Origin of the sequence: Staphylococcus sp. HMSC069E10, from assembly GCF_001809205.1 — a bacterium.
Taxonomy (GTDB): Bacteria; Bacillota; Bacilli; order Staphylococcales; family Staphylococcaceae; genus Staphylococcus; species Staphylococcus hominis.
The window spans coordinates 113188-140116 of sequence record NZ_KV796477.1 but is presented as its reverse complement, the minus strand read 5'-3'; the positions used below and the strand labels follow the sequence as shown (position 1 = coordinate 140116).

Sequence of the window (26929 nt, the reverse complement as noted above, 5' to 3'; positions counted from 1 at the left end):
AGTTCAAGCGATTAGCTTGAACTTTTTTTTATTTATAAAGAAAGAATAAATAATTCTAAAATCAGTTGTTTATCCATATATGAAGATTTTAACTTATAATCAGTTTCTGCACATTGATCAATAATATTTAGCAAATGAGTTAATTGATAATGTTTTACTTGATTTAAAGCCAATTTAACTCGGTATGGGTGCACATTAATTGTTTTAGCAATTTGTTGTCCGCTATATCCTTTTCGACTTAAAATTTTACATTGATAATATAATCGATAATTACTTGTTATTAATGCCAATAGTTTAATAGGTTCTTCTTTCATTACTATTAAATCTTTAATAAGTTGAATGGCTTTATATTTTTCCCCTTTTTGTATATATTCAGTTAAAAGAAAAACATTTTGTTCTAAACTTCTATTAATAATCTCTTCAACATCTTTTTTATTTATAGTTGTTCGCTCTCCTAAGAATAAAATAATTTTTTCTAATTCTTGCGAAACTATATTAAAGTTAATACCAGTTAATTCTATAAATAAATCTAATGCATCCTGTTTAATATCTTTAAAATTTTCATGAAGTTTATTTTTTATCCAATTTTTAATCTCTTGTTCAGACATCTGTTCAACTTTAGCTAGCTTGCTTGTCTTTTTTAAAGTCTTAGTAATTTTCTTTCTTTCATCTAATTTATTTTGATACACTTCAAAAATGATAAAGTTTTCTCCATCATATTTTTCTAAAAATTCATTTACTTGTTCGTTGTTCGGTTGGATATCTTTTGAAACTTTCTCACCTGTAAAAATAAAAGCATTTTTAACAACAATAGCTTTTTTCTCTGAAATAAAAGGCATTGTTAATGCTTCTTCTATAATCTGATTAAAACTTGTATCATAAAGATTATATTTAACATAGTTAAAATCGTCTTTTTTTTCATTTAAGTAACTTTCTACGATTTCATTACTTTTTTTCTCCACTAGTTCTGGCACTTCTCCGTATATAGCCATTATATTATTAGCCATGTAAACTTGCACCCTTTCAAAATTATACCATTAAGTTATTATAGCATTGTGTAATTATTATTCTCTATCATTAACTTCTATTAAAGGATGATATAAGTTGATTATCGAGATTTAAAGTAATTTCTCCATCAGTTTGAGTATTGTAGATATGAGAATTAATTTTCTCTAATTTATCTATCGTTTCGTTATTAGGCAAATGAAAAGTATTATTTTTTCCACTTGAAATCATACTAATTTTAGGTTGTATGATTTCTAAAAAATGTTTTGAACTACTTGTTTTACTGCCATGGTGTCCAACTTTTAGAACATCAATTAACGGTAAATGATATTTCTTTAATAATAAATTTTCATTTTCTTCAATTGCGTCGCCCATCAATAATAATTTGTAATTTTTGTACTCTATTAATGAAATTATACTTTGTGCATTTTTGTCTTCATTGGAATCAATAAAAGCATTTAAAAATGATATTTTAGCTTCTTTCAACTGAATATTATTAGTCTCTAAAACATCAATAACTTTTATATGATATATACTACAAAATGTATGTATAGTTTTAATTTGATCTACTGAATAACTTTTTATATATAAATATAAATTTTTAATTCTTATATTTTGTGCTAAATAAGGAAATTCGCCTATATGATCATTATGTGGATGAGTAAGAATTAAGTGATCAATTTTTGATATTCCTCTAGATTTTAAAGTAGGAATAATATGATATTTCGCAATATTATGATTATCTTTAATCTTCGTTTGAACTACTTTACCACCAGTATCTACCATCACAGTTTCATTATTTTTTGTTTGAAAAAGAAAACTATCACCTTGACCAACATTTAAAGCAGTAAACGTCGTCGCTAATGGTTGATTAGTTAATTTTATAAATATTATAAATAAGATAATTATAATTAAGAATGCTCTATAATTTTTATAACATATAAATATAGTTAGTAGAGTTAATAAAATGAAACAGTAGAGTAGACTTAAATTTGATTGATCAGCGATATTTATTTGGTAATTTCTAAATAAAATGAACGGTTGCATTATTCTATCGTGCAGTTCAAATAATTGATTTGCAACCATATTTATACATCGCAAGTCACTAAAGAAATGATAGAAAGTAAATAGAACAATAGAAAGTGGAAAAATAATGAAAGAATATAATGGGACAAATATTACATTAGAAATAAAACCAATCCATTGAAACTGATTAAAATGGTAAATACTAATAATCATGGATGAAAATTGAGCGATAATTGTTATATAAATATAATTCTTTAAAATTGATTGATTATTAAATAATGGCTTAGAAAATAGTATAAAAAAAGTAATGATGAAAGAAAATTGAAATCCAATGTCATAAGCAAAATTCATATTCCAAATTGTCATAAATAAAAAGACTAACGATAATACACTTATAGACGAAATTTTAAAAGTCTTAGGGATAATAAAAAAAGTAATAGCGGTTAAAACTGCTCTTAAAGCACTCGGTGCAAAATTTGTATAAAAAATAAATAGTATTAGTATCATAATAATAAAAACTCGTATAAATAATTTTGGAATATTAAACCTGACCAAACTATATTGAATGATAAAAATAATGGTAGCAACGTGTGATCCACTGACAGCAAGTAAATGATAAATACCTATCGCTTTAACTTTATCTAAGTAATCTGTATCAATTGCACTAGTATCTCCAGTAATTAAAGCTAAGACTCTCTCTGGATATTTTAACGAAGAATGGTATAACTTGTTTTGAATATAATTTAGGTGTTTATCTATAAAACTTATATGATTAACTTTAGTACAATGTTTATTATCTATTTGATCGATATAAACATAGACTTCATTATGAATACTATTTGTGATATTTCCATTAATTTTACATTCTCGATTTTTTAAATCTTTAGCTTTCAATTGTGGACTTTTAAAAGTAAAGTGATAATTATTATGTTTATATTGAAATTGTCCTTTAATAATTTGATTGAATTGTTTTATATCATTTTGAAACGTTACTTTTGAATTTATATTACTGTGGACTTTTAAATTTTGGAGTATAAAATGATTTGTTTTCAAAGTATGGTGTACTTGAAATAAAGCTAGAAAGAAAAAGGATAAAATTAATAAATAGTGGTATAAAGGAATACTCTTTCGATACACAATAATTAATATAATAGCAAATATTAAAATTGAAAATAATTTAAGATGAACCCATAATATACCACTTAAAAAAGAAAGTGCATATAAAACAACTAACATTCTTTAGTTAAAAATTCAGCTATTTTATTAGCAGAAAATGGTATTTTTTCATACTCAATACCTGCTTGATTTAATAATTTAATAGCATATTTATGATTATGATAATCTTTTGCATAGTATATTTTCTTAATACCTGCTTGAATAATAGACTTAGTACAGTTTAAACAAGGAAAATGTGTGACATATATCGTTGCATTATCTGATGATACACCTTGTTTTGCGCATTGTAATAATGCATTCATTTCTGCGTGAATGGTTCTAATACAATGACCATCTTCTATTAAACATCCTACATCAATACAGTGAACTTCTCCTGCTACTGAGCCATTATAACCTCCTGCAATTATTCTATTGTCCTTTACAATTGTTGCGCCTACTGATAGTCGTTGACATGTAGAACGTAATGCAAGCAAATGGCTTTGTGCCATAAAATATTCGTCCCATTTTATTCTATCCATAAAGTTCAACTCCTTAAAAAAATATATATCTATTATAATTTATATTAAAAATTCTTCCAATTTAATTTATGTAGTAAAGTAATCTTTAAGTTTCTCGAAAGTTTTCCCTCCAATTCCTCTTACTTGTTTTAAGTCTTCAACCTTATTAAATTGTCCCTTTTCCTCTCTGTATTTAATAATCTCTTTCACTTTAGTTGGACCTATACCTGGAACATTAAGCAATTCTCTTTCATTTGCTGTGTTAAGATTGACTTTAATACTTTCAGAAGTATTTAAATCACTTTGATTAGTGGGTGTAGCATTTATTTTCGTTTCATTTTTATTAGGTATATAAATCATTTTTTGATCAGTAAGTTTTTCAGATAAATTGATTTTTGTAATATCAGCATTTTCAGAAACTTTAGCTTTTTTTAGTACATCTTTAACTCTATCGTTCTTTTTCATTTCATAAACATCTGGTAATTTAACCGCTCCTTTGACATCTACATAAATAGTTGAATTTTCTTTAGAAGAAGTGGATAAATTATTATCATTTTTATTTTTATTATATTTTTCATTATTATTAAATTGGCTATTGTTAGCATTAGATGTTGTCATATATTCTGAAGGCTCATTATTTTTCATAAGCATGAGAATCACTATAAAAAGTAACACTACTGCAATTAAAATGATGATATGAGTCTTCCACTTAGTTAATAATTGAATTATTTCATTTCTATACTTAAACAAAAACTCATCTCCTTATATGTATAAACGTATAAGAAGATGAGTTTACTTTATTTTATTTATAAGCAACAAAAAACAATCTGTCACCTTTTTCATTATGATTATTGATGTCAAAGTCTACAAAAGTTTCAATACGATTAAATCCAGTTTGTTTTAACAATCGAATATAGAAATCCTTTTCAAATGTTCTTTGATAGTGTGATTCATTAAAACGGTGATAATTACCATTATGCTGTTTTAAAAAGAAGCTCATATCATGATAAACACTATAAGGTTCTTCACCTTTTATAGCTTCCCACGCTAAAAATATGTCATCATTATCATCAATATAACATTGATTATTAAATGCTGTGTTCATTTTATATATCGTATGAATATCGAATATAAACATTCCTAAATCAGATAAATGATTAAATACACAATTAAACGTATTTACGATATCATCAATATCAGGTAAATAATTCAGGGAATCACAAAATATTGTTACAACATCATATGTTGTATTTAATGAAAAATCGGTCATGTCACCTTCTAACCAAGTAACTTGATTAGATTTATTTGCAGCAATAGATAACATGTCTGTACTTAAATCCATGCCGGTAACCGTGCCAATAGAAGGAAGTAATTGCGTTAAACTTCCGGTGCCACAACCAATATCAAGAATATTCATTGAATCATTAGAAGACATTGTTCTTGTATAATATTTTACAATATTAAACCATTCTTCATAAGGTTGATCTTGAGTAAGCTGATCATAAACTTTACTCATTTCAGTGTATTGCACCATTTTAATATGCTACCTGATTATATGATTCTATTGGAGCATCTTGATAAAGTTTCTCTATATTATAGTAATTGCGTTCATCTTTATGGAAAATATGAACTACTACGTCTGCTAAATCAATTAAGACCCATCTTGCACTTTGATAACCTTCCATACGCTTTACTTCAATATTATTTTCATGCACTTTTTCTTTTACTGCTCTAGCAATTGATTGAACTTGACGTTCATTGTTACCGTGACACACTACAAAATAATCAGTCATATCACTAATACCTTGCATATTAAGAGAAACAATATCTTCTGCTTTTTTATCTTCTGTCGCTGTGACAGCAATATTTAATAATTCTTCTGAATTCATTTAATCATCCTTTATCTTTTGATCACTATAATTATAATAATTTAAACATTCAATCGTAGAACCATAAACAGTAATATCTTTACCAATTAAAAATAGCACTGTTCGCTTTGATATTTCATAAATTGTTTTATCTAAGCTACCTTGATTGTATGCCATATCTCTAATTTCTTCAACTCCTGGAGTTTTTCTACCAGGTTCTATATAGTCAGCAATAAATACCAATTTTTCAGTTTTTGTCATTTCTTTACGACCAGTAGTGTGATATTTAATGGCTAATAATGTTTCTTCATCTTCGATGCCATAATCAGCCTTCATTAATGCTGCACATACAGGTCCATGAAGAATTTCACTTCCATAACTTAACAAATTGCTATCTAAATCATGTTGGCGAACGACTTGATACATTTTTCCTAAATCATCATATTTACAATAATCATGTAAAATGCCTGCTAACTCTGCTTTACTTTTATCTCCATCATAGATTTCAGCAAGCTTAACTGCTGTGTCAGCTACTCTAAGAGAATGTTTAAAACGCTTTTCGGGCAATTTATTTTCGATAAGTTTTTTTGCTTCTTTAGTGTTCATAGAATCCTTCCTCTCTAATATATTTACTAACATTTCGAGGGACTAAAATATCAATTGTTTTTTTATCTTTTACACGTTGTCTAATCATTGATGAACTAATATCCATTCTTGGAATAGATATGGAAATCATATTTTCATCAACCTTTTGAATATTTTTTTCTCTATTTACTACTATAAAGATAATCATTTGCTTTAATTCATCTATTTTATACCATTTATCAAGTTGATCATATTGGTCTGATCCTATTACAAAATAAAACTTATCGTAAGGATTTTGGTCAATTAAAGCTTTTAATGTATCATACGTATAACTTTGACCTTTTCTTTCTAATTCTGCATAACAAATATTTCCGAAACCTAACTGCTCGATTACCATATTAATCATTTTGATGCGATAATGAGCATCTAAGTAATCGTTATGTTCTTTAAGTGGAGCCATATAACTTGGTAAAAAATAGAAAACATCCGGTTTAATTTTATGAAATACTTCATTAGCTACTAACATATGTGCAGTATGAATAGGATTGAATTGTCCGCCGTATAAAACAATTTTTTTCATAGAATTATGGTAATGAAATTTCCTTATTTTCTTGAGATTCTCTATAAATGATTATCATTGATCCAATGACTTGGACCACTTCACTATTAGTAGCTTGACTTAGCGTTTGGGCTAAATCGTTTTTATCATCAAAATTATTTTGAAGTATATGAATTTTAATTAATTCTCTATTTTCAAGTGTTTCATCTATTTGACTAATCATATTATCATTAATTCCAGCTTTACCTATTTGAAAAATTGGATCAATGTTATGCGCCAAACTTCTTAAATATCTTTTTTGTTTACCTGTTAGCATAGCATATTATTCTCCTTTTAATTGATTTAAAACTGCTAATTTCATTTCTTTAATTTCAGCATCTTTGCCAGTCCATATTTTAAAGCTCTCAGCACCTTGATATACAAACATATCTAGACCATTATAAATAGGGTTACCCTTCTCTTCAGCTTGTTGTAAAAATGATGTTTTATAGGGAATATAAATGATATCACTTACCAATGTATTCGGTGATAATTGATTGAGACGAATTACACTCTCTTTATTATTATCTAATCCTGCTGATGTTGTATTAATAATAATATCAAACTCATCAAGATATTGTTCAGCTTGTTGTAGGGTAATCGCATTAATATCTAATTTCCAATTATCAAAGCGACTCATTGTTCTATTCGCTATAGTTAATTTAGGCTGTACACATTGTGAAAGTGCAGTTGCAATACCTTTGCTTGCGCCCCCAGCTCCAAGAATTAAAATATATGCATTAGATAAGTCAGGATATACTTGTTGTAATCCTTTTACGTATCCAAGACCATCAGTATTATAACCAATCCATTTATTCCCCTCTATTTTCACAGTATTCACTGCACCTATAGCTTTAGCTTGTTCATCAATATCATCTAAGAATGGAATGATGCGTTCTTTATGAGGAATAGTAACATTAAATCCACTTAAATTTTTTTCAGTTATTATTTCTTTAATATTATCGAAATCTTGAACCGGTATATGCAATGCTTCATAAGTATCATTTAAACCTAAAACTTTAAAATTAGTATTATGCATCACTGGTGATAATGAATGTGAAATCGGATCTCCTATCACTGCAAATTTCATTATGAATCCTCCCTACATAATAGATTGTCTTAAAACAACATCAACACTTTTAGGAACTCGGACAATCACTTTTGCACCTGCTTCGATTGTAATAAAGCCCAATCCAGAAATCATAATGTCACGTTTTTCTTTCCCTGTTTCTAGACGTACAGCTTTCATATCACTTATATTAAATTTTTCTGGATTACTAGGTGGACTTAATAAATGTCCTATTTGCTTTCGCCATAAATCATTTGCCTTTTCAGTTTTAGTTCTATGAATATTTAAATCATTAGAAAAATAACATACAAGTGGTCGTTTCCCACCAGAAACATAATCTATCCTAGCTAATCCACCGAAGAATAAAGTTTGTCCCTCATTTAATTGAAATACACGTTGTTTAATTTCATTCTTAGGAATAATCACTTTTAATTCTTTTTCAGTAACATAATGGGTCATTTGATGCGCTTGTATAATGCCAGGTGTGTCATACATAAAAGTTTTCTCATCTAAAGGAATATCTATCATATCTAATGTTGTACCTGGAAATCTTGATGTTGTAACGACATCTTTTTCACCTACACTTTGCTCAATTAATTTATTGATTAAAGTTGATTTACCAACATTTGTAGTACCAACGATATAAACATCTTGATGATTTCTAAAACGGTTGATTGATTCTAAAAGTGCATCAATACCCCATCCTTTATGAGCTGATATTAATACCACCTCTTCAGCTTCTAATCCATACTTTCTAGCTGTTCTTTTTAACCATTCTTTTACACGACGTTGGTTAATTTGTCTTGGTAAAAGATCTAATTTATTCGCTGCCAAAATGATTTTCTTATTTCCTACAATTCGTTTTAAAGCATTAATAAACGATCCTTCAAAGTCAAAAACATCAACTACGTTAACGATAATCCCTTGTCTATCGGATAATCCATTTAATAAATTTAAAAAATCTTCACTATCCATTCCTACATCTTGTATTTCATTATAATTTTTTAATCTAAAACAACGTTGGCATATAACATCATCTCTAAATAAATTATGTTCTGGCACATACCCAGGTGCGTTTTTATCTTCAGATTGTAAAGGAGCGCCACAACCGATACATTTTAAAGTTTCATCCAATCAATTTTCCTCCCATGTAATATAACCTTTTCTTTTAAAATAGTTTAATAATCGACGTTCGATTATTCTATTTAGTCTAGTTAAAAATCCATCTGTCTTTTTGACAGGAACTACCATGATAGTATATAGACCGTTATTATTGCCACCAAGTACGTCTGTAAGCATTTGGTCACCTATAACGATTGTTTCTTCTGGTTTAATATTCATGTGTTGTATCGCTTTTTTAAAAGCTCTTCCCATAGGTTTTCTAGCTTTAAAGATAAAATCAACGTCTAAGTCTTTCGAAAAACCGGAAACACGTTTTTCATTATTATTTGATACTATTGTAATCGTTAAACCTAAATCATTTGCCTTTTTAAACCATTCTTGTATTTCTTTCGTTGGTGTTTTAACGTCCCAACCTACTAATGTATTATCTAAATCTGTAATAATACCTTTAAAACCAGAATTTGCTAATTTTTCAATATCAATTTGAAATACAGATTGTACATAATCATTAGGCATAAAATATGTTTTAATTAATCCCATTCATTTCACCTTTAAGTTATTTATTTTTTATATTTCATTAACCAACTGTTCAACAATTTTACTTGATGATTGAGCTGCTTTACCAAGAAACTCTTCAAACGACATCTCTGCTTCCCCATTTGCTAAATCAGAAACAGCACGAGTAACGATAAAAGGTAAATTAAATTGATAACAAGTTTGAGCAATAGCCGTTGCTTCCATTTCAACTGCCATAGCTTTTGAAAACTGACGTTTAATTTTTAATCGCTGTTCACTACTGCCAATAAAACTATCGCCACTTACAATTTGACCAATTTTAGCGGTTAAATTTTGTTGTTTTACAACTTTTTCAGTTAATTGGAGTAATTGTTGGTTAGCTTCAAATTGAGCTGGCATTTGAGGTATTTGACCGATGTCGTATCCAAAGGCAGTTGCATCTGCATCATGGTACATCACATTATTACTAATTAAAATATCTCCAACTGATAAACTATCATCTAAAGCACCAGCAGAACCTGTATTTATAATCAATGTAGGTTTAAATTTTTCAATTAATAGTGTTGTCGAAATTGCAGCATTTACTTTTCCAATTCCACTTTGTGTTAAGACAACATCTTTATTATTTAGTTGCCCACGATAAAATTTTACATGTGCTACTTCAATCTCATTTAAATTCACTAATTTATGTTTTAAAATCGCTACTTCTTCTTCCATAGCTCCAATAATTCCAATCATATTTACACCTCAACTTTAATCTTAGCACATGTTATTCTAACATAATTTCTAGTTCATCACGACTAACTTTTTTCATTAAATCATCTTGAAAAATATTTAATAAAAAAACTGTCGATACAGTTAAACACTGTCGACAGTTAAATTTTAAATTACATATTTATTTATGGTTAACCTTTCCATAAAGTAGCTAAATCTTGTAGAGACAATACACCTGTTATAATTGTAACAATAACTGCTACAATGCCAAATACTAACATCCATATTGGATGTTTATAATCTCCAACAATTGATTTTTTTCTACTCGCTATCAATATTGCACCCAAAGTAATCGGTAAAATCCATCCATTTATTGCTCCTGCAATAATCAATAAACTAATTGGTTTTCCAATTAATAAGAAAATTATTGTTGAAATCACGATGAAGACAATGACAATCAAATTATTTTTATTAAATAATGATTTGTGTAATGTTTTTAAGAAAGTTGCACTTGTATATGCTGAACCAATCACTGATGACATTGCGGCTGCGAAAATAACAACTCCAAAAATATTTTTTCCTATTGGTCCAATAGCATGTTCAAATACTGATGCTGGCGGATTATTTGCATTTAAAGTGACACCTGTCACTACAACTCCAAGTACTGCTAAGAATAATAATGTTCTCATAATACCTGTAGTTAAGATACCTGCAATAGCTGAACGATTCACAAATGGTAAAAACTCTTTACCTTTCATTCCAGAATCAAGTATTCTATGTGCACCAGCAAATGTGATGTATCCACCTACTGTTCCTCCAACTAAAGTAATGATTGGTAAAATTAATTTAATAGGATGTTCTGGTGCAACTGTATGAACAAGTGCATCACCATAGGGAGGGTTAGATACAACCATGACATAAGCTACTACTAATATCATTATTACTCCTAAAATCATTGAAACAATATCCATAATTTTTTGACCACTTTTACTTACAAATATTAAAATTGCAAAAATGGCTGTAATAGCTGCTCCCCATTTAACATCAAGTCCAAACATTGCATTCAATCCTAAACCTGCACCAGCTATGTTCCCGATATTAAAAGCAAGTCCTCCAAAAGCAATCAATATTGAAATTAAAGTTCCTAATCCAGGTAACACTTTATTTGATACTTCTTGACCACGTAAACCTGTTACAACTAATACGCGCCAAATATTAATTTGAGCTCCAATATCAATTAATATAGATATTAAGATTGCAAAAGCGAAACTTGCATAAAATTCTGCCGTAAACACAGCAGTTTGAGTTAGAAATGCAGGACCGATCGCTGATGTAGCCATTAAAAATACAGATCCATAAAGTAAGCGTCTATGACTTTTTGTAAATTTAAAATTGTCTTTATCTTGTTTTTGATTTAAATTTTCTTTCATTAGAAAACCCCCTTATAAGGATTGAATATCAATGCCTTCTTTCGTTAATTTTTTTCTTATTTGTTCAACAAATTCTAGTGCATGTTTACCATCACCGTGAACACATATTGTATCTGTTTCCAAATCAATTTCTTTTCCATTGCGACTTATCACTTTGTTTTCAGTTACCATTTTCAAAACTTGTTTTAATGCTTCGTCAGAATCAGTAATGACTGCGTCTGGTTCTTTACGACTAACTAATTGACCATTATCTTCGTAACGTCTATCAGCAAATACTTCAGAAGCTGTTTTCAATCCGATTGCTTTAGCTTCAGATATTAATAATGAATTAGATAAACCTACAAGCACTATAGTAGAATCAAAATCGTATACTGCTTTTGCAATTGCTTTTGCAATTGCTTTATTTTTAGCACCCATATTATACAGTGCACCGTGTGGTTTAACATGATTTATTCGTGTTTGGTGTACTTTACAAAATCCTTCTAAAGCACCTAACTGATAAACTATTAGGTTATATACTTCGGTAGGACTAATATCCATCTTTCGACGACCAAACCCTTTTAAATCTGGAAGCCCGGGATGAGCGCCAATACTCACATGATTTTCTTTAGCTAATTTTACTGTTTGATTCATTACATTTTCATCACCCGCATGAAAACCACAGGCTATATTAGCAGATGTAATTAAAGGAATGATATCTTTATCACCTCCAAATGAATAGTTACCAAATGCTTCACCTAGATCACAGTTTAAATCAACTTTCATCATAATTTCACTCCTTTAACTATTTGATGTTTTTCAAGGAATTTAATATCAACTTCTTCTGCATTTCCTTTTGCATATGGTGGGTAACTTAATACTGCATATAGAAAATCAGCCGTAGTAGTGAAACCATCAATTACCATTTCATCAAGTGCCACTTTTAATTTGTTAATCGCAGAAGTTCTATTAGAGTCTTTTACGATAACTTTTGCAACTAGTGAATCATAGTAAGGAGATACTTGATAACCAGCATATAATAACGAATCTACTCTAATATTAAAACCTTGAGGTAAGTGTAGACGTTTAACTTTACCTGGAGTAGGTTGGAATTTCTTTTCTGGATTTTCAGCGTTGATACGTGCCTCTATTACATGACCATTGAATACAATATCTTCTTGACTAAACGGTAATTTATTATGTAATAACAAATATAATTGTGCTTGTAATAAATCTCTATCTGCACGCATTTCAGTAACAGTATGTTCTACTTGTATTCTTGCGTTCATTTCAATAAAGTAATGTGCATCTTCAGTAACTAAAAATTCAATAGTACCAGCACTACGATAATTAGAGGCTTTTGCAACTTTGACAGCATCATTACATATTTTTTCACGTCGTTCTTCAGATAATGCTGCACATGGTGCTTCTTCTATTAATTTTTGATTTTTTCTTTGGACTGAACAATCTCGTTCACCTAAATGAACATAATTTTCTTTTCCGTCACCAATCACTTGAACCTCTACGTGTTTTGCAACAGGAATAAATGCTTCCACATACACACGATCATCATTAAAATATTTTTGACCTTCACTTTTAGCTTCTTTTAATGATTTTTCAAGTTGATTTTCTTCTTTAACAATTCGAATACCTTTACCGCCACCACCGCTTGCGGCTTTTAATACTAAAGGGTATCCTATGTCTTTTGCTAATTCTTTAATTTCTTCTACAGAATTTACTGCATCTGTTGAGCCAGGAATAACTGGCACTCCTGCTGAATGAACAGTTTGACGAGCAGTTATTTTATCACCCATCATTTCCATTGTTTTTTTGTTAGGGCCAATAAAATGAATATCATTTTCTTCAACTTTTTGGGCAAATGTTGTACTCTCCGATAGAAAGCCGTATCCAGGATGAATAGCATTAGAACCTGTGATTTCAGCTGCACCAATAATACGCTCTATATTTAAATAACTATCTAAAGGATTTGCTTCTCCAATGCAAACTGCTTGATCAGCCAAGCTTACATGAAGACTTTTTTCATCACCTTTAGCGTATACTGCAACAGTTTCTATTCCCATTTCTCGACACGCTCGAATGATACGTACCGCAATTTCTCCTCTATTCGCTACTAAACAACGATACATATTTCTGTCCCCCCTTTTACTTCACTTTAACTAGAACTTGATCGTATTCAACGTTTGTACCATGTTCAATAACAATGTCGGTAATCTCACCATCTATATCACTAGTCACTTCATTCATTACTTTCATTGCTTCAACATATCCGATAACATCACCAGATTTAATGTTATCACCTACTTGAATTATAGGATCCGTTAATTCCTTGCTATCTTGTAAGAAAAATGTGCCTACCATAGGAGAAGTAATTGTTTTTGCTGAATCATTTGAAGGGTTATTTTCTGAAATATTTTTATTTTGAGAATGTCCTTCAGATTGTATTACTGGAGTACTATTATTTTGATTGTTACTTTGTTCAGTAAAATCTAATTCGATTTCGTTTTTGTTATCTTTATATTTAAATTTTTTTACATCATTTGATTTTACAAGTTTAATGACTTCTTCTATTTTTTTAATATCCATAACTATCTCTCCTCTGTAATGATTGTAGTCAATTTCTTTGCTGTCGGTCTCATTTCGCTCATATTAAAGGTTGGTGATGTGTTAATTTCAGTTTTTAAATGATTAAAGTGATTTAGATATTGTTTCTGAGCCTTTGTAGCCTCTTCAATCGTTGACCACTTAAATCGAATTAAATCTCCCGGCTTAAATTGAGCAATTTTATTTAAATCCAGTTGAGTGACTGTAGCAATTTTCGTATAGCCACCTATAGTTTGTTTATCATTTAATAAGATAATAGGATTACCATCATTTGGGACTTGAATGCTTCCTAAAGCAACAGGTTCTGAAATAATATCTGCTCCAGTTTTAGGAGGAATACACTCACCATTAAGACGATATCCCATTCTATCAGATTTTTCAGAAACTTTATACTCCATATTAACGAGTTTATTTATACTTTCCTTTGAAAATGCTTCGATTTGTGGGCCAGTAATAATATGTATTATATTATCTTCGGGAATAGCATTATAAACTGTTGTTTTGCCCAAGTTTTGTTTGAAAGATGGATTTTCTTTTAAGCATATCAAATCTCCTTTTGATAATGGTCTTCCTTTGTAACCGCCAATTTTACTTCTAGTATGTGTCGAGTAACTTTCTGCTATTGGTTGAATATCTAAAGGATGGCCAAAGAAAATATAACCACGGGCGCCTGCAGTCACTGCTCCAACTTTCAAAATATCGCCTTTACATGCATAAATCACAGTATTAATATCAACTGTCTCTTCATTTAATTTTGCGTTTACATGTGCTCCTGTCAAAATAAATGTATTATCTTTATTGAATTGAAGTGTTGGACCGATAATAGTGTATTCAAGGCTGGGTCCATTATTACCAATTAAAGACTTACCAATTAAATAACTATATAAATCCATAGCTCCAGCACTTGAAAAACCAAGGTGTTGAAAACCAAATCTTCCTTCATCTTGAACAGTTGTGAACATACCAGGTTGAATAATACTAATCGACATGATTTAACACCCACTTTTCTTTATTAAATCGATTTTCTGCTATTTCACTTTGGATGTCGTTAAATGTATTTTCATCAATAGAATAAAACTTGATATAATCCCCCGCTTGATATAAAGACATTTCATTGTCATTGATATCAAATACTTTTAATGGTGTTCTTCCAATAATTTGCCAACCACCTGGTGAATCAGAAGGATATAAACCAGTTTGATTATTTGCTATTCCTACTGACCCTGCGTCAATGTTGACTCTAGGTTCATCTCGACGTGGAGTATGTAAACGAGAATCTAATCCGCCTAAAAATGGAAAGCCAGGCATAAAACCTAACATGTAAACGAGATATTCATTTTGAGTATGGATTTCAATGACTTCATCAGTAGTTAGTTTGTTATGTTTAGCTACATATGATAAATCAGGTCCGACTTCTGAATTATATAATACTGGAATATGTATGATCGTTTTATCTGAAATATCTTTAGCATGTTCACCATTTAACTGCTTTAAATCTAATATATCTATTAATTGATTAAAATTAAGCTTTTTATTATCAAAGCTTATCATAATTGCCCTATATGACGGTATCACATCTTTGATACCATCTATTCTTTTAGCGTGTATATGTTTAGTAACGGATTCAACATCTCTGTAATTACTTTCAGATATTTCTTCTTTAAAATAAAGTGCAATTGATTGTTCATTAATAATCTTTATTTCCAAAGATGATGGTCCTCCTTCAATTATAAATAACGTATTTCATTCTATATATTAGTAATATAAAATATCCACGTATTCATAGTAGTTTCATATGTATTTCAAATAGACAATAATAAAAGAAGGCGAGTAATGCATCGATGTAATCGCTTACCCCCTTTCAGTACAAGATATTTATATAATTTGTCTACATTGTTATTTAAGCATATATTTATATTTTTGTCATGTGAAAGTTCTAAAAATTAAATGAATGTACTTGCTTATATCTAATTAATAGTTAAATAATTATAAATATTTAACTATAAAAAAATCCAAAAATCAAAATGATTTTTGGATTTTTTGTTACTTAATATCAACGATTTTAACTTTCATTTCTCCACCATTTGGAAGTGGAACACGAACTTCATCATTTAAACTTTTACCAATAAGTGCTTTCGCCATTGGAGATTCATTCGAAATTTTTCCTTTAAACGCATCTGCTTCTGCAGATCCAACAATTTGATAGCTTTCTTCTTCATCGCCAGGTAATTCGACAAACGTAACAGTTTTACCAATTTGAATAACATTGTTATCACCGTTGTCTTCAATAATCAAAGCATATCTAAGCATGTGTTCAATACGTTGAATATCTTGCTCAATAAAACCTTGTTCATCTTTAGCAGCATCGTATTCTGAGTTCTCAGATAAGTCACCAAAAGATCTAGCAACTTTGATTTTTTCTACTACTTCAGGACGTTTAACTGTTTTAAGTTCTTCTAATTCTTGTTCTAATTTTTCATAACCTTCCTGTGTCATTGGATATTGTTTTTGATTTTCCATAAGTTCATCTTCCTTTTCAACAAGTTAATTTAATTCTGAAAAAATACATATTATTCGTTAATGCTTACCAACAAGCGTTTGTATTTTTGTTGTCATTATATCAATTGCTACCTTATTACTTCCACCTTCTGGAATAATAATATCAGCATATTTTTTTGTTGGTTCTATAAATTGATTATGCATAGGTCTGACAACATTTAAATATTGGTTAATAACTGATTCCATTGAGCGCCCTCGCTCTTTTGTATCACGTACAAGTCTTCTTAAAATACGTAAATCAGCATCAGTATCAACGTATATTTTAACATCCATCATATCACGTAATGTTTTATTTTCCAAAGCAAATATACCCTCTACGATAATAACATCTTTAGGTTCAAATGCAATTGTTTCATCACTTCTAGTATGATTTTTATAATCATATGTTGGAACTTCCACCGCTTGACCATTACGTAAATCCTTTAAATTACTAATCAGTAAATCATTATCAAATGCAAAAGGATGATCATAGTTAGTTTCAAGACGTTCTTCAAATGTTAAGTGCGATTGATCTTTATAATAATAATCTTGAGCAAGTAAAGCAACACTATGGCCTTCTAAGTTTTTCATTATTTCATTTGTAACAGTTGTCTTTCCTGATCCTGAACCGCCAGCGATTCCGATGATTGTTGTCTGTGTCATTAGCCAATTTCCTTTCTCATCATATTATTAGGATAAATAGGATGATCCACTTTAATTTGAACAATTTGAAGAGGATGACGTGCTGCATCAAGGTGGTTTCCTTCTTCATCATAAATGACATCAATAACCTGTTTAAATGATTCAATTTCAGGTCCAAAAAATTCAATTTCTTGGCCTGGTTTAAAGTGATTTCTTTGTTGTATTGTAGCAATATGAGTTGCTTCGTCATAATCTAAAACTAATCCACAAAAATCATATGGTGACTTTTTATTTTGTTGAACACCAAACATTTGCTCTTCATACCCAGGCGTTCCTTCAAAGAAAGCAGGTGCTGTATCTCGATTAGCACATTTGTCTAATTCAATTAACCACTCTGGTTTAATTTTAAAATTATCTGGATCTTCTGCATATGCATCAATAACCTTACGATAAACTGATACTACCGTAGCAATATAATGAATAGATTTCATTCGTCCTTCAATTTTTAAAGAATCTATACCAATATCCATCATTTGAGGAATAGACTCAATTAATTTTAAATCTTTTGGACTCATAGCAAAAGGCACAACGTCGCCATCTTGATAAAATAAATCTAATTCTCCCTCTTCATCAACAGCTAGTAAATCATAATCCCAACGACAACTTTGGCAACAACCACCTCTGTTAGAGTCTCGTGCTGTCATGTGATTACTTAAAGTACATCTACCTGAATAGGCAATGCACATTGCACCGTGAATAAAAGCTTCTATTTCGATATCAACATTGTCTTTCATCTCTTTCATTTCCATAGCGCCTGTTTCACGAGCTAATACTACTCGATCAAGTCCTTCTTCTTTCCAGTATTCCACAGCTTTGTAATTAGAAAGAGACTGTTGTGTTGAAAGATGAATTTCTAATTTAGGAGCTACTTTCTTACATGTTTCAATAATAAGTGGATCAGCTACAATAATTCCTGTTGCACCTGTAGCTTCTAATTGACGTAAATAATCTTCTAAACCGTCTATATTTTCATCATGAGCGATAATATTAGTCGTAACATAAATTTTTGCACCATAACGGTTTGCAAATTCAACGCCTTCTTTAATTTCTTCCATTGTAAAGTTATCAGCGTTAGAACGTAACCCGTATTCTTGTCCACCTAAAAATACTGCATCAGCACCATAGTGAACCGCAATCTTTAACTTCTCTAAGTTTCCAGCAGGCGCTAATAATTCAGGTTTTTTTATTTTTCTTTTAGCATTTACTTCAATTTCATTTAATGTCTTCATACTGGCGCCTCCCTTAATATACTGTTTGTTTATATAAGAACCCTTCATCAAACGGACGATGTTCAGGTTGAATTTCTTCTATTGGATCAATTAACATAAATTTTTCATCTTCATAAGCTTCTGGATCTTCATGATATAAGTCAATGGCTTCTCTATATTGTGCTGTAACAGTATTAATGTATGCTTCACTTTGTAAGATACCATCAATTTTAAATGAATCGATATTTGCTTCAAAGAATGGCTCTAATTCTTCAATTAAACAGATATCATTAGGAGACATAATATGAGTACCATTGTAATCTTCAAAAACAGGATATTTATTTTCTCTTTCTTCATCGTACAATAATAAATCTTGATCATTTTCACTACGTTGGATTTTCATTTGTCTATCTTGAAAAGTGTAATAATTACCCAATAACATACGTTTAGATTGGAACATACAAGTCATACCGTGAACCTGAACTTCAATTTCAACATTTGCATGTTTTTTGATATTTAAAATTTCATCTAGATTTAATTCACGTGCTAATACAGCTCTTTTAGCGCCTTTTCCACCCCAATAATTACATTGGAAATAATTCGTAACAATTGTTTCTGCATCCCAATTTAATGGTATCGGATTATCTTGTTTTTTAACATACATCACGACAGCAGGATCACCAAAAATTATTCTATCCACTCTTATTTCATGTAAAAATTCAATATAGTTTTCTAGGGCATTTAAATGATAATTATGAAAAATACCATTAACTGCCACATATACTTTTTTATCATGTTCGTGTGCTAAATTAACTGCTTTTCTAACATCTTCACGATTAAATTCTCCAGGTAATCGCAATCCAAATTTTTGTTCTCCAATCACAAATGCATCAGCACCGAGTTCTATCAATGTTTTCATATGATTTAAAGATTTTGGAGTGACAAGTAATTCAGTCATATTCATTCTCCTTTAATAGATATGGCTAAACCATCATCCATATTTAAAAAATTTGTTTTATAGTTCTTTTGTTTCATAAGCCAAGTATTATATTTTTGTACCTTTTTTACCATTTGCTTAACGTTTCTTGATCGTACAATATCTATATCAGATACAAATCCATGATACAAAACGTTATCAGTAATAACTAAGCCACCTTTTTTTAATAACGGTGTATAGTATTCAAAAAATTTTTGAGATTGCGCTTTAGCTGCATCGATAAATATCATATCATATAAATGATTGCTCACTTTATCGTACTGTGATAGCGCATCGCCCTCTATAAGGCGAATTTGATTTTCGTATTCAAATTTTTTAAAATTAAGTTTTGCTTGTTTTATCATATTCTCATTACGTTCAATAGTAGTAATAGAAATATCTGGTGAAACAGAAGCAAATTGCATCGAACTATATCCAATAGCAGTTCCAATTTCCAAAATATTTTTCGAATGATGAATTCTAATTAATTGTTTTATCATGTCTAAAGTTAATTTATCTACTATAGGAACAGCATGTTCTTCTGCATAAAATCTTAGCTCTTCAATATTATTATCTAACTGTTCATGAAGATTTAATAAATAGGATTGATTTGATTCCACTTCTATAACTTCCCTTTTAATATCAATAGGCATAAAAATAAATCAGTCAACTAATATTACATTATTTAAAATAAAATAATAAACTTACTTTATATTTTAATGTATAAATATAGTAACTGACTGTATATTTAAAAATTTATGCTTATAGTAATTTAACTTTAAATATTTTATCATAATTCTAAATTAAATTTAAGTCTGAAATATTAAAAATCTCTAACCAAAGTACATTGATTAGAGATTTATTATTAACAAAAGACTGTTTATTCTTCCATATTTGTATTTACAACTTCTTCAATCATATCCCATTCTTCATCTGTTTCGATAGGAACAAGTTTACCACCATCACCAGATTCATCTGGTTCATTAATCATTGGAATGAGCTCAATCATGTCATCATCATCAGATTGAGCACCTTCTTCAGCTAAAATAACATACTCTTTTTTAAATTCTGGATGATAAAATTCTAGCATTTTTCGATATAAAACTTCATTTCCATTTTCATCGAATAAAGTTAATAATTCTTCTTCATTACTAATATTTAATTCTGTATTATGATTGTGATTATGTTCAGTCATAATGATATTCTCCTTTATTGAATTGAATCTAAATAGCCTTGCAGTATGAAAACTGCTGCCATTTTATCAATTACTTTTTTTCTTTTTTGTCTTGAGACATCAGCTTCTAATAATGAGCGCTCAGCAGCCATGGTACTTAAACGTTCATCCCACATAATAATTTCAATATTTGGTAAAGCCTCTTGAAGCAATTCTTTGTATTTAAGAGATGCTTCTCCACGAAAACCAATAGAATTATTCATGTTTTTCGGTAATCCTATGACTACTGAACCAACATTATTGTCTTTTATGATTGAAACCAGTCTATCAATACCAAATTCTTCATTTTCTTCATTTATTCTTAGAGTGTCTAGTCCTTGAGCAGTCCAGCCCATCAAATCACTAATTGCGATACCTACAGTTCTACTACCTACATCTAATCCTAAAATTTTATGACTTAACATTTATTTATTATTCTCTTTTAAGTAGTTTGAAACGAGTTCTTCCATAATTACATCTCTATCAATATGTCGTATTTGATTACGTGCATCATTTTGACGTGGAATGTATGCAGGGTCTCCTGAAAGTAAATAACCAACAATTTGATTTACAGCATTGTAGCCTCGTTCTTCTAGAGTTTGATGTACGTTTTTTAAAACTGTTTGGACATTTTCTTTTGGAATTTCATCATAATCGAATTTCATAGTTTTATCAATATTTTCCATAGATGCGACACTCCTCTGACATGTATTAACTTACATATTAATTTTACACCAGTTGATTAAAAAGTTATAGGTTTTTAATATAATCTTTAATAAAGCGTAATGATTCTGAGATGTTTTCAGGTTGTGTGCCGCCACCTTGTGCCATATCTGGACGACCGCCACCTTTTCCTCCTACAATTGGAGCCATGTTTTTAATGATATCTCCGGCTTTAACCTGACTTGTAAGCTCTTTAGGTACAGCGGCAATTAACGAAACTTTTTCACCAACATGACTTGCTAAAATAATAATTGTATCTTGTTGTTTTGATTTAAAATCATCCATTGTTTGACGGATTTCTTTTGGATTAGATACTTCTACCTCTGTAGCTAATACTTTAAATCCATTAATCATTTCTACTTGATCCTCTATATTACCCATTTTAAGTGAAGTAATTTCCTTATTACGTTGCTCTAATTGCTTATTCAATTGTTTTTCATTTTCTTGAATTTGAACAACTTTATCATAAACTTGTTTATCTGATTTTACTTTAAGTTGTTCTTTGACAGAATTAAATTTATTCTGAATATCTTCAAAATATAAGAATGCAGCTTTACCGGTAAGTGCCTCAATACGTCTAACACCTGCGCCTGTACCTGATTCGCTTACAATTTTAAACAACCCTATTTCAGCAGTATTATCTACATGAATACCACCACATAATTCAATTGAAAATGGAGCCATATTGACTACTCTTACAATATCACCATATTTTTCACCAAATAGAGCCATAGCACCCATTTCTTTAGCTTCTTGAATAGGCATTTCTTGAATATGAACTGAAATTCCTTTCCAAATTTCTTCATTTACTCTTCTTTCAACTTGATCAATCTCTTCTTCTGTCATTGGACCAAAGTGAGAAAAGTCAAATCTTAATCGTTCACTTTCAACGAGTGAACCTGCTTGGTTAACATGTTCACCTAAAATCTCTTTTAATGCAGCATGTAGTAAGTGAGTGGCACTATGATTTTTTTGTATATCTTTACGTTCTTCTTTATTTACAGTTGCATCTACATGACTATTTACACTTACTTGTCCAAATTGAACTGTACCTTGATGTAAATTTTGTCCATTTGGTGCCTTTGTAACTTCTTGAACGGCTATTTCGAAATGATCATTTCCTACTGTTCCTTTATCTGCAACTTGTCCACCACTTACTGCATAAAATGGTGTTTCTTTTAAGATAAAGTAAACTGTTTCTCCAGCCTCAGCAGATGTAACAGTTTTACCATTATAAATTAAATCTGTTAAAATTGTTTGATATTCTGTTGTTTCATATCCAACAAATTGACTTTCAGTATTAATATTTTTTAAAACATCACTTTGAACTTGCATAGATTGTGAACTTTGTCTAGCTTCTCTCGCTCTAGTACGTTGTTGTTCCATTTCAGTTTCAAATGTTGCCATGTCGACTGTAATACCTTCTTGACTTGCTAGTTCTTCAGTTAACTCAATTGGGAATCCATACGTATCATATAATTTAAACGCATCTGAACCATTAATCTGATGTGTAGATTCTTTTGCTTGCGTAATGAGTTGATTTAATATAGATACACCCTCTTGAAGTGTTTCATGGAAACGTTCTTCTTCAGATTTAATAACACGTTTAATAAAATCCGATTTTTCTTTTACATTTGGATAATATGGCTCCATAATGTCAGCAACGATATCAACCAATTTATACATAAATGGCTCATTAATGCCAAGCGTTTGACTAAAACGTACAGCACGACGTAAGAGACGACGTAAAACATAACCGCGCCCTTCATTTGCAGGTAAAGCACCATCAGAGATTGCGAATGAGATTGTTCTGATATGATCGGCGATGACTTTAAATGCTACATCTTGTTCGTTATTTTCAAGATGTTTTTTTCCTGATATATGCTCTACTTCTTCAATAATTGGCATAAATAAATCTGTTTCATAATTGGTACGAACATTTTGGGAAATAGACGTCATACGTTCTAATCCCATGCCGGTATCAATATTTTTATTTGGAAGTGGTGTATAAGTATGATCCTTATTATGGTTATATTCACTAAATACTAAGTTCCATACTTCTAAATATCTCTCATTTTCACCGCCAGGATACATTTCTTCTGCTGGATCATTTTGACCATATGCTTCACCACGATCATAGAAAATTTCGGTATTAGGTCCTGATGGTCCTTCTCCAATATCCCAGAAATTCCCTTCAATTCTAATAATACGACTTTCTTCTAAACCAATATCTTCATGCCATAAACGATAGGCTTCAACATCTTCTGGATGAATCGTTACATATAGCTTCTCTGGTTCCATCCCCATCCATTTGTCACTAGTTAAAAATTCCCAAGCAAATTCAATTGCTTCTTTTTTAAAATAGTCACCAATTGAGAAGTTTCCAAGCATTTCAAAGAAAGTATGATGACGCGCAGTAAAACCTACGTTTTCAATATCATTTGTTCTGATTGCTTTTTGAGAGTTCACTATTCTAGGCTTTTTAGGTGTTTCTCGTCCATCAAAGTATTTTTTTAAAGTTGCAACACCAGAGTTTATCCAAAGTAACGAATCATCGTCAATAGGCACAAGTGGTGCAGATGGTTCTACCATATGACCTTTTTCAACAAAGAAATCAATATATTTTTGACGTATATCACTTGCTTTAAGTTTTTTCATTTTTTCACTCCTAATATAATTAATACATTTATAAATAAAAAAACGTTCATCCAACAAAGGGACGAACGTTTTCGCGGTACCACCCTAGTTACAAGAAATAAATATTTTTCAAATATATTTAATTTCTCATCACTTAATTATCATATTAACGTTAACACAAAGTAGCGTTCAACAGATTAACTTGTACTTTTCACCAACCAGTACATCTCTACTTAAGTTAAAAAGTTTACTCATCTTTATGCGAATTCAAATTTATTTTAAGTATTTTTATTTAAATTGTCAATGTTCAACAAAGTCGTAAGGTGAAACATTTCCCATATTAATCATTGGATTAATTTGATAAATTGTTTCTTCACTTAAAGTAATATGTTCATCTGCATTATTATCCTCTGTATCATCTATATTTATCGGTTCATCATTCTCTTCTACGTCTATATTAACATGACTCATACCAAAATAATTTATAATTAGTGTTTTTAATTGTGTATGTCTTTCTTGACCTTGAGTATTTAAGGCAATGTCAAATGCTTTTGGATCTCCTAATAGTACTAAAGATTGTTTTGCACGTGTCAGACCTGTATATAAAATAGGTCTTTGCAACATTCTAAAATATTGTTTGACAATAGGCATAATAACAATTGGGAATTCTGATCCTTGTGATTTATGGATTGAGGTACAATAAGCATGTGTGAGTTCTAATAAATCTTGTCTAGTAAATGTAATTTCATTTCCTTCAAAATCGACAATCAGTACATCTTTATTAAGTGCATTTTCTTTAGCCCAAAATATACCTACTATGACGCCAGTATCACCATTAAAAATATTGTCATTTGGTCGATTAACTAGTTGTAAAACTTTGTCTCCTTTTCTAAACTTTATATCGCCAAACTCTATTTCTCTTGTATCTTTTTCTTTAGGATTTAAAATATTTTGTAATACTTGATTAAGTCTTTTTATCCCTGCACTTCCTTTGTACATAGGTGCTAAAACTTGAATATCACTCATATCATATCCTTTATTTACAGCGCTAGATACTACTTTCTCCACTACGGTTGGAATTTGTTCTACATTGCAATGAATAAAACTTCTATCGTGATAACGTTTTGTAATATCTATTGACTCATGATGTTTCATGCGATGAGCTAAGTCAATAATACTAGAACCATCTTGTTGGCGATAAACTTCAGTTAAATTAACTCTTGGAAATGCTTTAGACTCAATTAAATCCTTAAATACTTGGCCAGGACCGACAGACGGCAATTGATCTTCATCGCCTACTAGAATAATTTGTGCATCTAGTGGAACGGCACTTAAAAATTGATGGAACAACCAAGAATCAACCATTGACATTTCATCAATTATAATGAGCTTAGCTTTAATTTCATTTTCAAGAATATCTTCTGGTTGAGTATCTTGATTCCATCCTATTAATCGATGAATCGTCATTGCTTCTAATCCAGTTGATTCTTGTAAACGTTTTGATGCCCTTCCAGTTGGGGCGGCTAATACGATTGGATAATCATCTTCTTGATAATCGGAATACTTAAGAGATAGACCATGAATTTCAGCATACAATTCTACAATCCCTTTAATAACAGTTGTTTTACCTGTTCCTGGACCTCCAGTTAGTAACATTATTTTCGAATTCATCGCCGTTTCAAGTGCTTCTTGTTGTGATTTAGCATAATTAACATTATTTTGATCTTCTATTTCACCAATATGTATCTGTAAATCTGATTGCTCTATTATTTTAAAGTGATTTTTGTATGTGTTGATACGATACAAATTTTGAACACTTTTAAGTTCTGAATAGTATAAACTTGGAATCGCAACATGACTATTCTCTAAAATAATTTTCTTTTCTTCAAAAAGTGTTTGTAGCACATGTTTTAATTGTTCTTGTTCAATTGTTTCATCTAAATGCTTATCTGAAAGCATATCTTCTGTAATTTCTAATACAGCATTTTCATCTAAATAAGTATGTCCCTGTTTTATACATTCTTCTTCAAGAGTATATAATAACCCAGCTTTTAAACGTTCTGAATCGTTATAAGCAATACCATTATTTCTAGCTAATGTATCAGCTTTTTGAAAACCAATACCTTTTACATCATAAACTAATTGGTATGGATTGTTTTCTAGAATTTTTAAAGTCTCTGATTGATAAAATTGATAAATCGCCATGGATAATTTTGGACCAAAACCTAAGTCATGTAAGCGAATCATTATTTTTTCTGACTCTTGATTTGCACTAATTTGTTCTGCAATCTGTTTTTGTTTCGATTTTGCTAAACTAGGAACGTTTTCGAGAACAGAAGGATCAGTTAAAATATCATTTATTGCATTTTCTCCTAATGTATTTACAATATTCTGAGCAGTCTTTTTACCAATACCTTTAAATAAATCACTAGATAAATAACTTATTATGGCATCTTTAGTTTGAGGCAGTTCTTTTTCAAATGTTTCAGCTTTAAGTTGTTTACCATAACGAGGATGTTGAACAATTTGTCCTTTAAACGTATAGACATCTCCTTCAACAATATTAGGAAAAAACCCTACAACTGTAGGCAGATTATCAAATAATTCATTAGTTTCAATGGAATCTACTTTTAAAACAGTATAAAAGTTATCTTTATTTTGAAATAGAATGGTATCAACTGTTCCTTTAACCATTGAGTAATCAAATAGTGTAGGGTTTGACATA

General features: G+C 30.0%; 29 protein-coding genes. All 29 read right to left on the bottom strand.

The features are described from left to right. Positions 1-32: 32 nt before the first annotated feature. Positions 33-1007, bottom strand: coding sequence for a DNA polymerase III subunit delta (holA, locus tag HMPREF2561_RS04570; protein WP_017176202.1), 975 nt, complete (start codon positions 1005-1007; stop codon positions 33-35). Positions 1008-1077: 70 nt separating this feature from the next. Next, the gene (locus HMPREF2561_RS04565; protein WP_231103772.1) at positions 1078-3084 is read right to left on the bottom strand and encodes a DNA internalization-related competence protein ComEC/Rec2; all 2007 of its coding nucleotides are present in this window, start codon (positions 3082-3084) and stop codon (positions 1078-1080) included. Between the two features lie 176 nt (positions 3085-3260). Continuing rightward, complete coding sequence (locus tag HMPREF2561_RS04560; protein WP_017176200.1) at positions 3261-3725, bottom strand: ComE operon protein 2; 465 nt, start codon at positions 3723-3725, stop codon at positions 3261-3263. Positions 3726-3791: 66 nt separating this feature from the next. After that, the gene (locus HMPREF2561_RS04555) at positions 3792-4454 is read right to left on the bottom strand and encodes a helix-hairpin-helix domain-containing protein (protein WP_017176199.1); all 663 of its coding nucleotides are present in this window, start codon (positions 4452-4454) and stop codon (positions 3792-3794) included. Between the two features lie 52 nt (positions 4455-4506). After that, on the bottom strand, positions 4507-5238 hold the full coding sequence (locus HMPREF2561_RS04550) for a class I SAM-dependent DNA methyltransferase (protein WP_019834856.1): 732 nt from the start codon (positions 5236-5238) through the stop codon (positions 4507-4509). Position 5239: 1 nt separating this feature from the next. Then, positions 5240-5593 (bottom strand): ribosome silencing factor, encoded by a 354-nt coding sequence (gene rsfS, locus HMPREF2561_RS04545; RefSeq protein ID WP_002449779.1) that lies wholly within the window; start codon positions 5591-5593, stop codon positions 5240-5242. Continuing rightward, complete coding sequence (yqeK, locus tag HMPREF2561_RS04540; RefSeq protein WP_070468415.1) at positions 5594-6178, bottom strand: bis(5'-nucleosyl)-tetraphosphatase (symmetrical) YqeK; 585 nt, start codon at positions 6176-6178, stop codon at positions 5594-5596. Continuing rightward, positions 6168-6737 carry a nicotinate-nucleotide adenylyltransferase gene (locus HMPREF2561_RS04535; RefSeq protein ID WP_002449696.1) on the bottom strand — a complete coding sequence of 190 codons (570 nt, stop codon included), beginning with the start codon at positions 6735-6737 and terminating at the stop codon, positions 6168-6170. The genes yqeK and HMPREF2561_RS04535 overlap by 11 nt, the downstream gene beginning before the upstream one ends. A 4-nt stretch (positions 6738-6741) precedes the next feature. Further along, a complete protein-coding gene (gene yhbY / locus HMPREF2561_RS04530; protein WP_017176196.1) occupies positions 6742-7032 on the bottom strand; it encodes a ribosome assembly RNA-binding protein YhbY in 291 nt (96 codons plus the stop codon). Between the two features lie 6 nt (positions 7033-7038). Beyond that, the gene (aroE, locus tag HMPREF2561_RS04525) at positions 7039-7845 is read right to left on the bottom strand and encodes a shikimate dehydrogenase (protein WP_070468413.1); all 807 of its coding nucleotides are present in this window, start codon (positions 7843-7845) and stop codon (positions 7039-7041) included. 12 nt (positions 7846-7857) lie between these two features. Next, a complete protein-coding gene (yqeH, locus tag HMPREF2561_RS04520) occupies positions 7858-8958 on the bottom strand; it encodes a ribosome biogenesis GTPase YqeH (protein WP_037541052.1) in 1101 nt (366 codons plus the stop codon). Next, positions 8959-9486, bottom strand: a complete 528-nt coding sequence (locus tag HMPREF2561_RS04515; protein WP_017176193.1) for a YqeG family HAD IIIA-type phosphatase — start codon at positions 9484-9486, stop codon at positions 8959-8961. A gap of 27 nt (positions 9487-9513) precedes the next feature. Next, complete coding sequence (locus HMPREF2561_RS04510; RefSeq protein WP_017176192.1) at positions 9514-10200, bottom strand: 5'-methylthioadenosine/adenosylhomocysteine nucleosidase; 687 nt, start codon at positions 10198-10200, stop codon at positions 9514-9516. 167 nt (positions 10201-10367) lie between these two features. Continuing rightward, complete coding sequence (locus HMPREF2561_RS04505) at positions 10368-11606, bottom strand: NRAMP family divalent metal transporter (protein WP_070468411.1); 1239 nt, start codon at positions 11604-11606, stop codon at positions 10368-10370. Positions 11607-11618: 12 nt separating this feature from the next. Beyond that, on the bottom strand, positions 11619-12371 hold the full coding sequence (gene pxpA, locus HMPREF2561_RS04500) for a 5-oxoprolinase subunit PxpA (RefSeq protein ID WP_048680291.1): 753 nt from the start codon (positions 12369-12371) through the stop codon (positions 11619-11621). After that, positions 12371-13732, bottom strand: coding sequence for an acetyl-CoA carboxylase biotin carboxylase subunit (locus HMPREF2561_RS04495; RefSeq protein WP_017176189.1), 1362 nt, complete (start codon positions 13730-13732; stop codon positions 12371-12373). The genes pxpA and HMPREF2561_RS04495 overlap by 1 nt, the downstream gene beginning before the upstream one ends. 16 nt (positions 13733-13748) lie before the next feature. Then, positions 13749-14189: an acetyl-CoA carboxylase biotin carboxyl carrier protein gene (locus HMPREF2561_RS04490; protein ID WP_019834850.1), complete on the bottom strand. Its 441-nt coding sequence runs from the start codon at positions 14187-14189 to the stop codon at positions 13749-13751. A gap of 2 nt (positions 14190-14191) precedes the next feature. Further along, positions 14192-15196 (bottom strand): 5-oxoprolinase subunit C family protein, encoded by a 1005-nt coding sequence (locus HMPREF2561_RS04485; RefSeq protein WP_070468409.1) that lies wholly within the window; start codon positions 15194-15196, stop codon positions 14192-14194. Beyond that, on the bottom strand, positions 15186-15914 hold the full coding sequence (gene pxpB, locus HMPREF2561_RS04480) for a 5-oxoprolinase subunit PxpB (RefSeq protein ID WP_048680284.1): 729 nt from the start codon (positions 15912-15914) through the stop codon (positions 15186-15188). Before pxpB ends, HMPREF2561_RS04485 begins: the two co-directional genes overlap by 11 nt. Before the next feature lie 336 nt (positions 15915-16250). Next, positions 16251-16727 (bottom strand): transcription elongation factor GreA, encoded by a 477-nt coding sequence (greA, locus tag HMPREF2561_RS04475; protein WP_017176185.1) that lies wholly within the window; start codon positions 16725-16727, stop codon positions 16251-16253. A 57-nt stretch (positions 16728-16784) separates the two neighbouring features. After that, positions 16785-17408 (bottom strand): uridine kinase, encoded by a 624-nt coding sequence (gene udk / locus HMPREF2561_RS04470; RefSeq protein ID WP_017176184.1) that lies wholly within the window; start codon positions 17406-17408, stop codon positions 16785-16787. Beyond that, the gene (locus HMPREF2561_RS04465) at positions 17408-18676 is read right to left on the bottom strand and encodes a peptidase U32 family protein (RefSeq protein WP_017176183.1); all 1269 of its coding nucleotides are present in this window, start codon (positions 18674-18676) and stop codon (positions 17408-17410) included. Before HMPREF2561_RS04465 ends, udk begins: the two co-directional genes overlap by 1 nt. Before the next feature lie 13 nt (positions 18677-18689). After that, entirely contained in the window at positions 18690-19613 is a 924-nt protein-coding gene (locus tag HMPREF2561_RS04460; protein WP_017176182.1) for a peptidase U32 family protein, read from the bottom strand. A gap of 2 nt (positions 19614-19615) precedes the next feature. Further along, positions 19616-20251: an O-methyltransferase gene (locus HMPREF2561_RS04455; protein ID WP_017176181.1), complete on the bottom strand. Its 636-nt coding sequence runs from the start codon at positions 20249-20251 to the stop codon at positions 19616-19618. A gap of 260 nt (positions 20252-20511) precedes the next feature. Further along, a complete protein-coding gene (locus tag HMPREF2561_RS04450; protein WP_017176180.1) occupies positions 20512-20826 on the bottom strand; it encodes a DUF1292 domain-containing protein in 315 nt (104 codons plus the stop codon). A 14-nt stretch (positions 20827-20840) separates the two neighbouring features. After that, positions 20841-21269: a Holliday junction resolvase RuvX gene (ruvX, locus tag HMPREF2561_RS04445; RefSeq protein ID WP_017176179.1), complete on the bottom strand. Its 429-nt coding sequence runs from the start codon at positions 21267-21269 to the stop codon at positions 20841-20843. Next, positions 21270-21530, bottom strand: coding sequence for an IreB family regulatory phosphoprotein (locus HMPREF2561_RS04440; RefSeq protein ID WP_002448947.1), 261 nt, complete (start codon positions 21528-21530; stop codon positions 21270-21272). It lies immediately after the preceding gene. 64 nt (positions 21531-21594) lie between these two features. After that, entirely contained in the window at positions 21595-24225 is a 2631-nt protein-coding gene (gene alaS, locus HMPREF2561_RS04435; protein ID WP_070468407.1) for an alanine--tRNA ligase, read from the bottom strand. 279 nt (positions 24226-24504) lie between these two features. After that, positions 24505-26928: an SF1B family DNA helicase RecD2 gene (locus HMPREF2561_RS04430; RefSeq protein WP_070468404.1), complete on the bottom strand. Its 2424-nt coding sequence runs from the start codon at positions 26926-26928 to the stop codon at positions 24505-24507. Between the last annotated feature and the right edge of the window lies 1 nt (position 26929).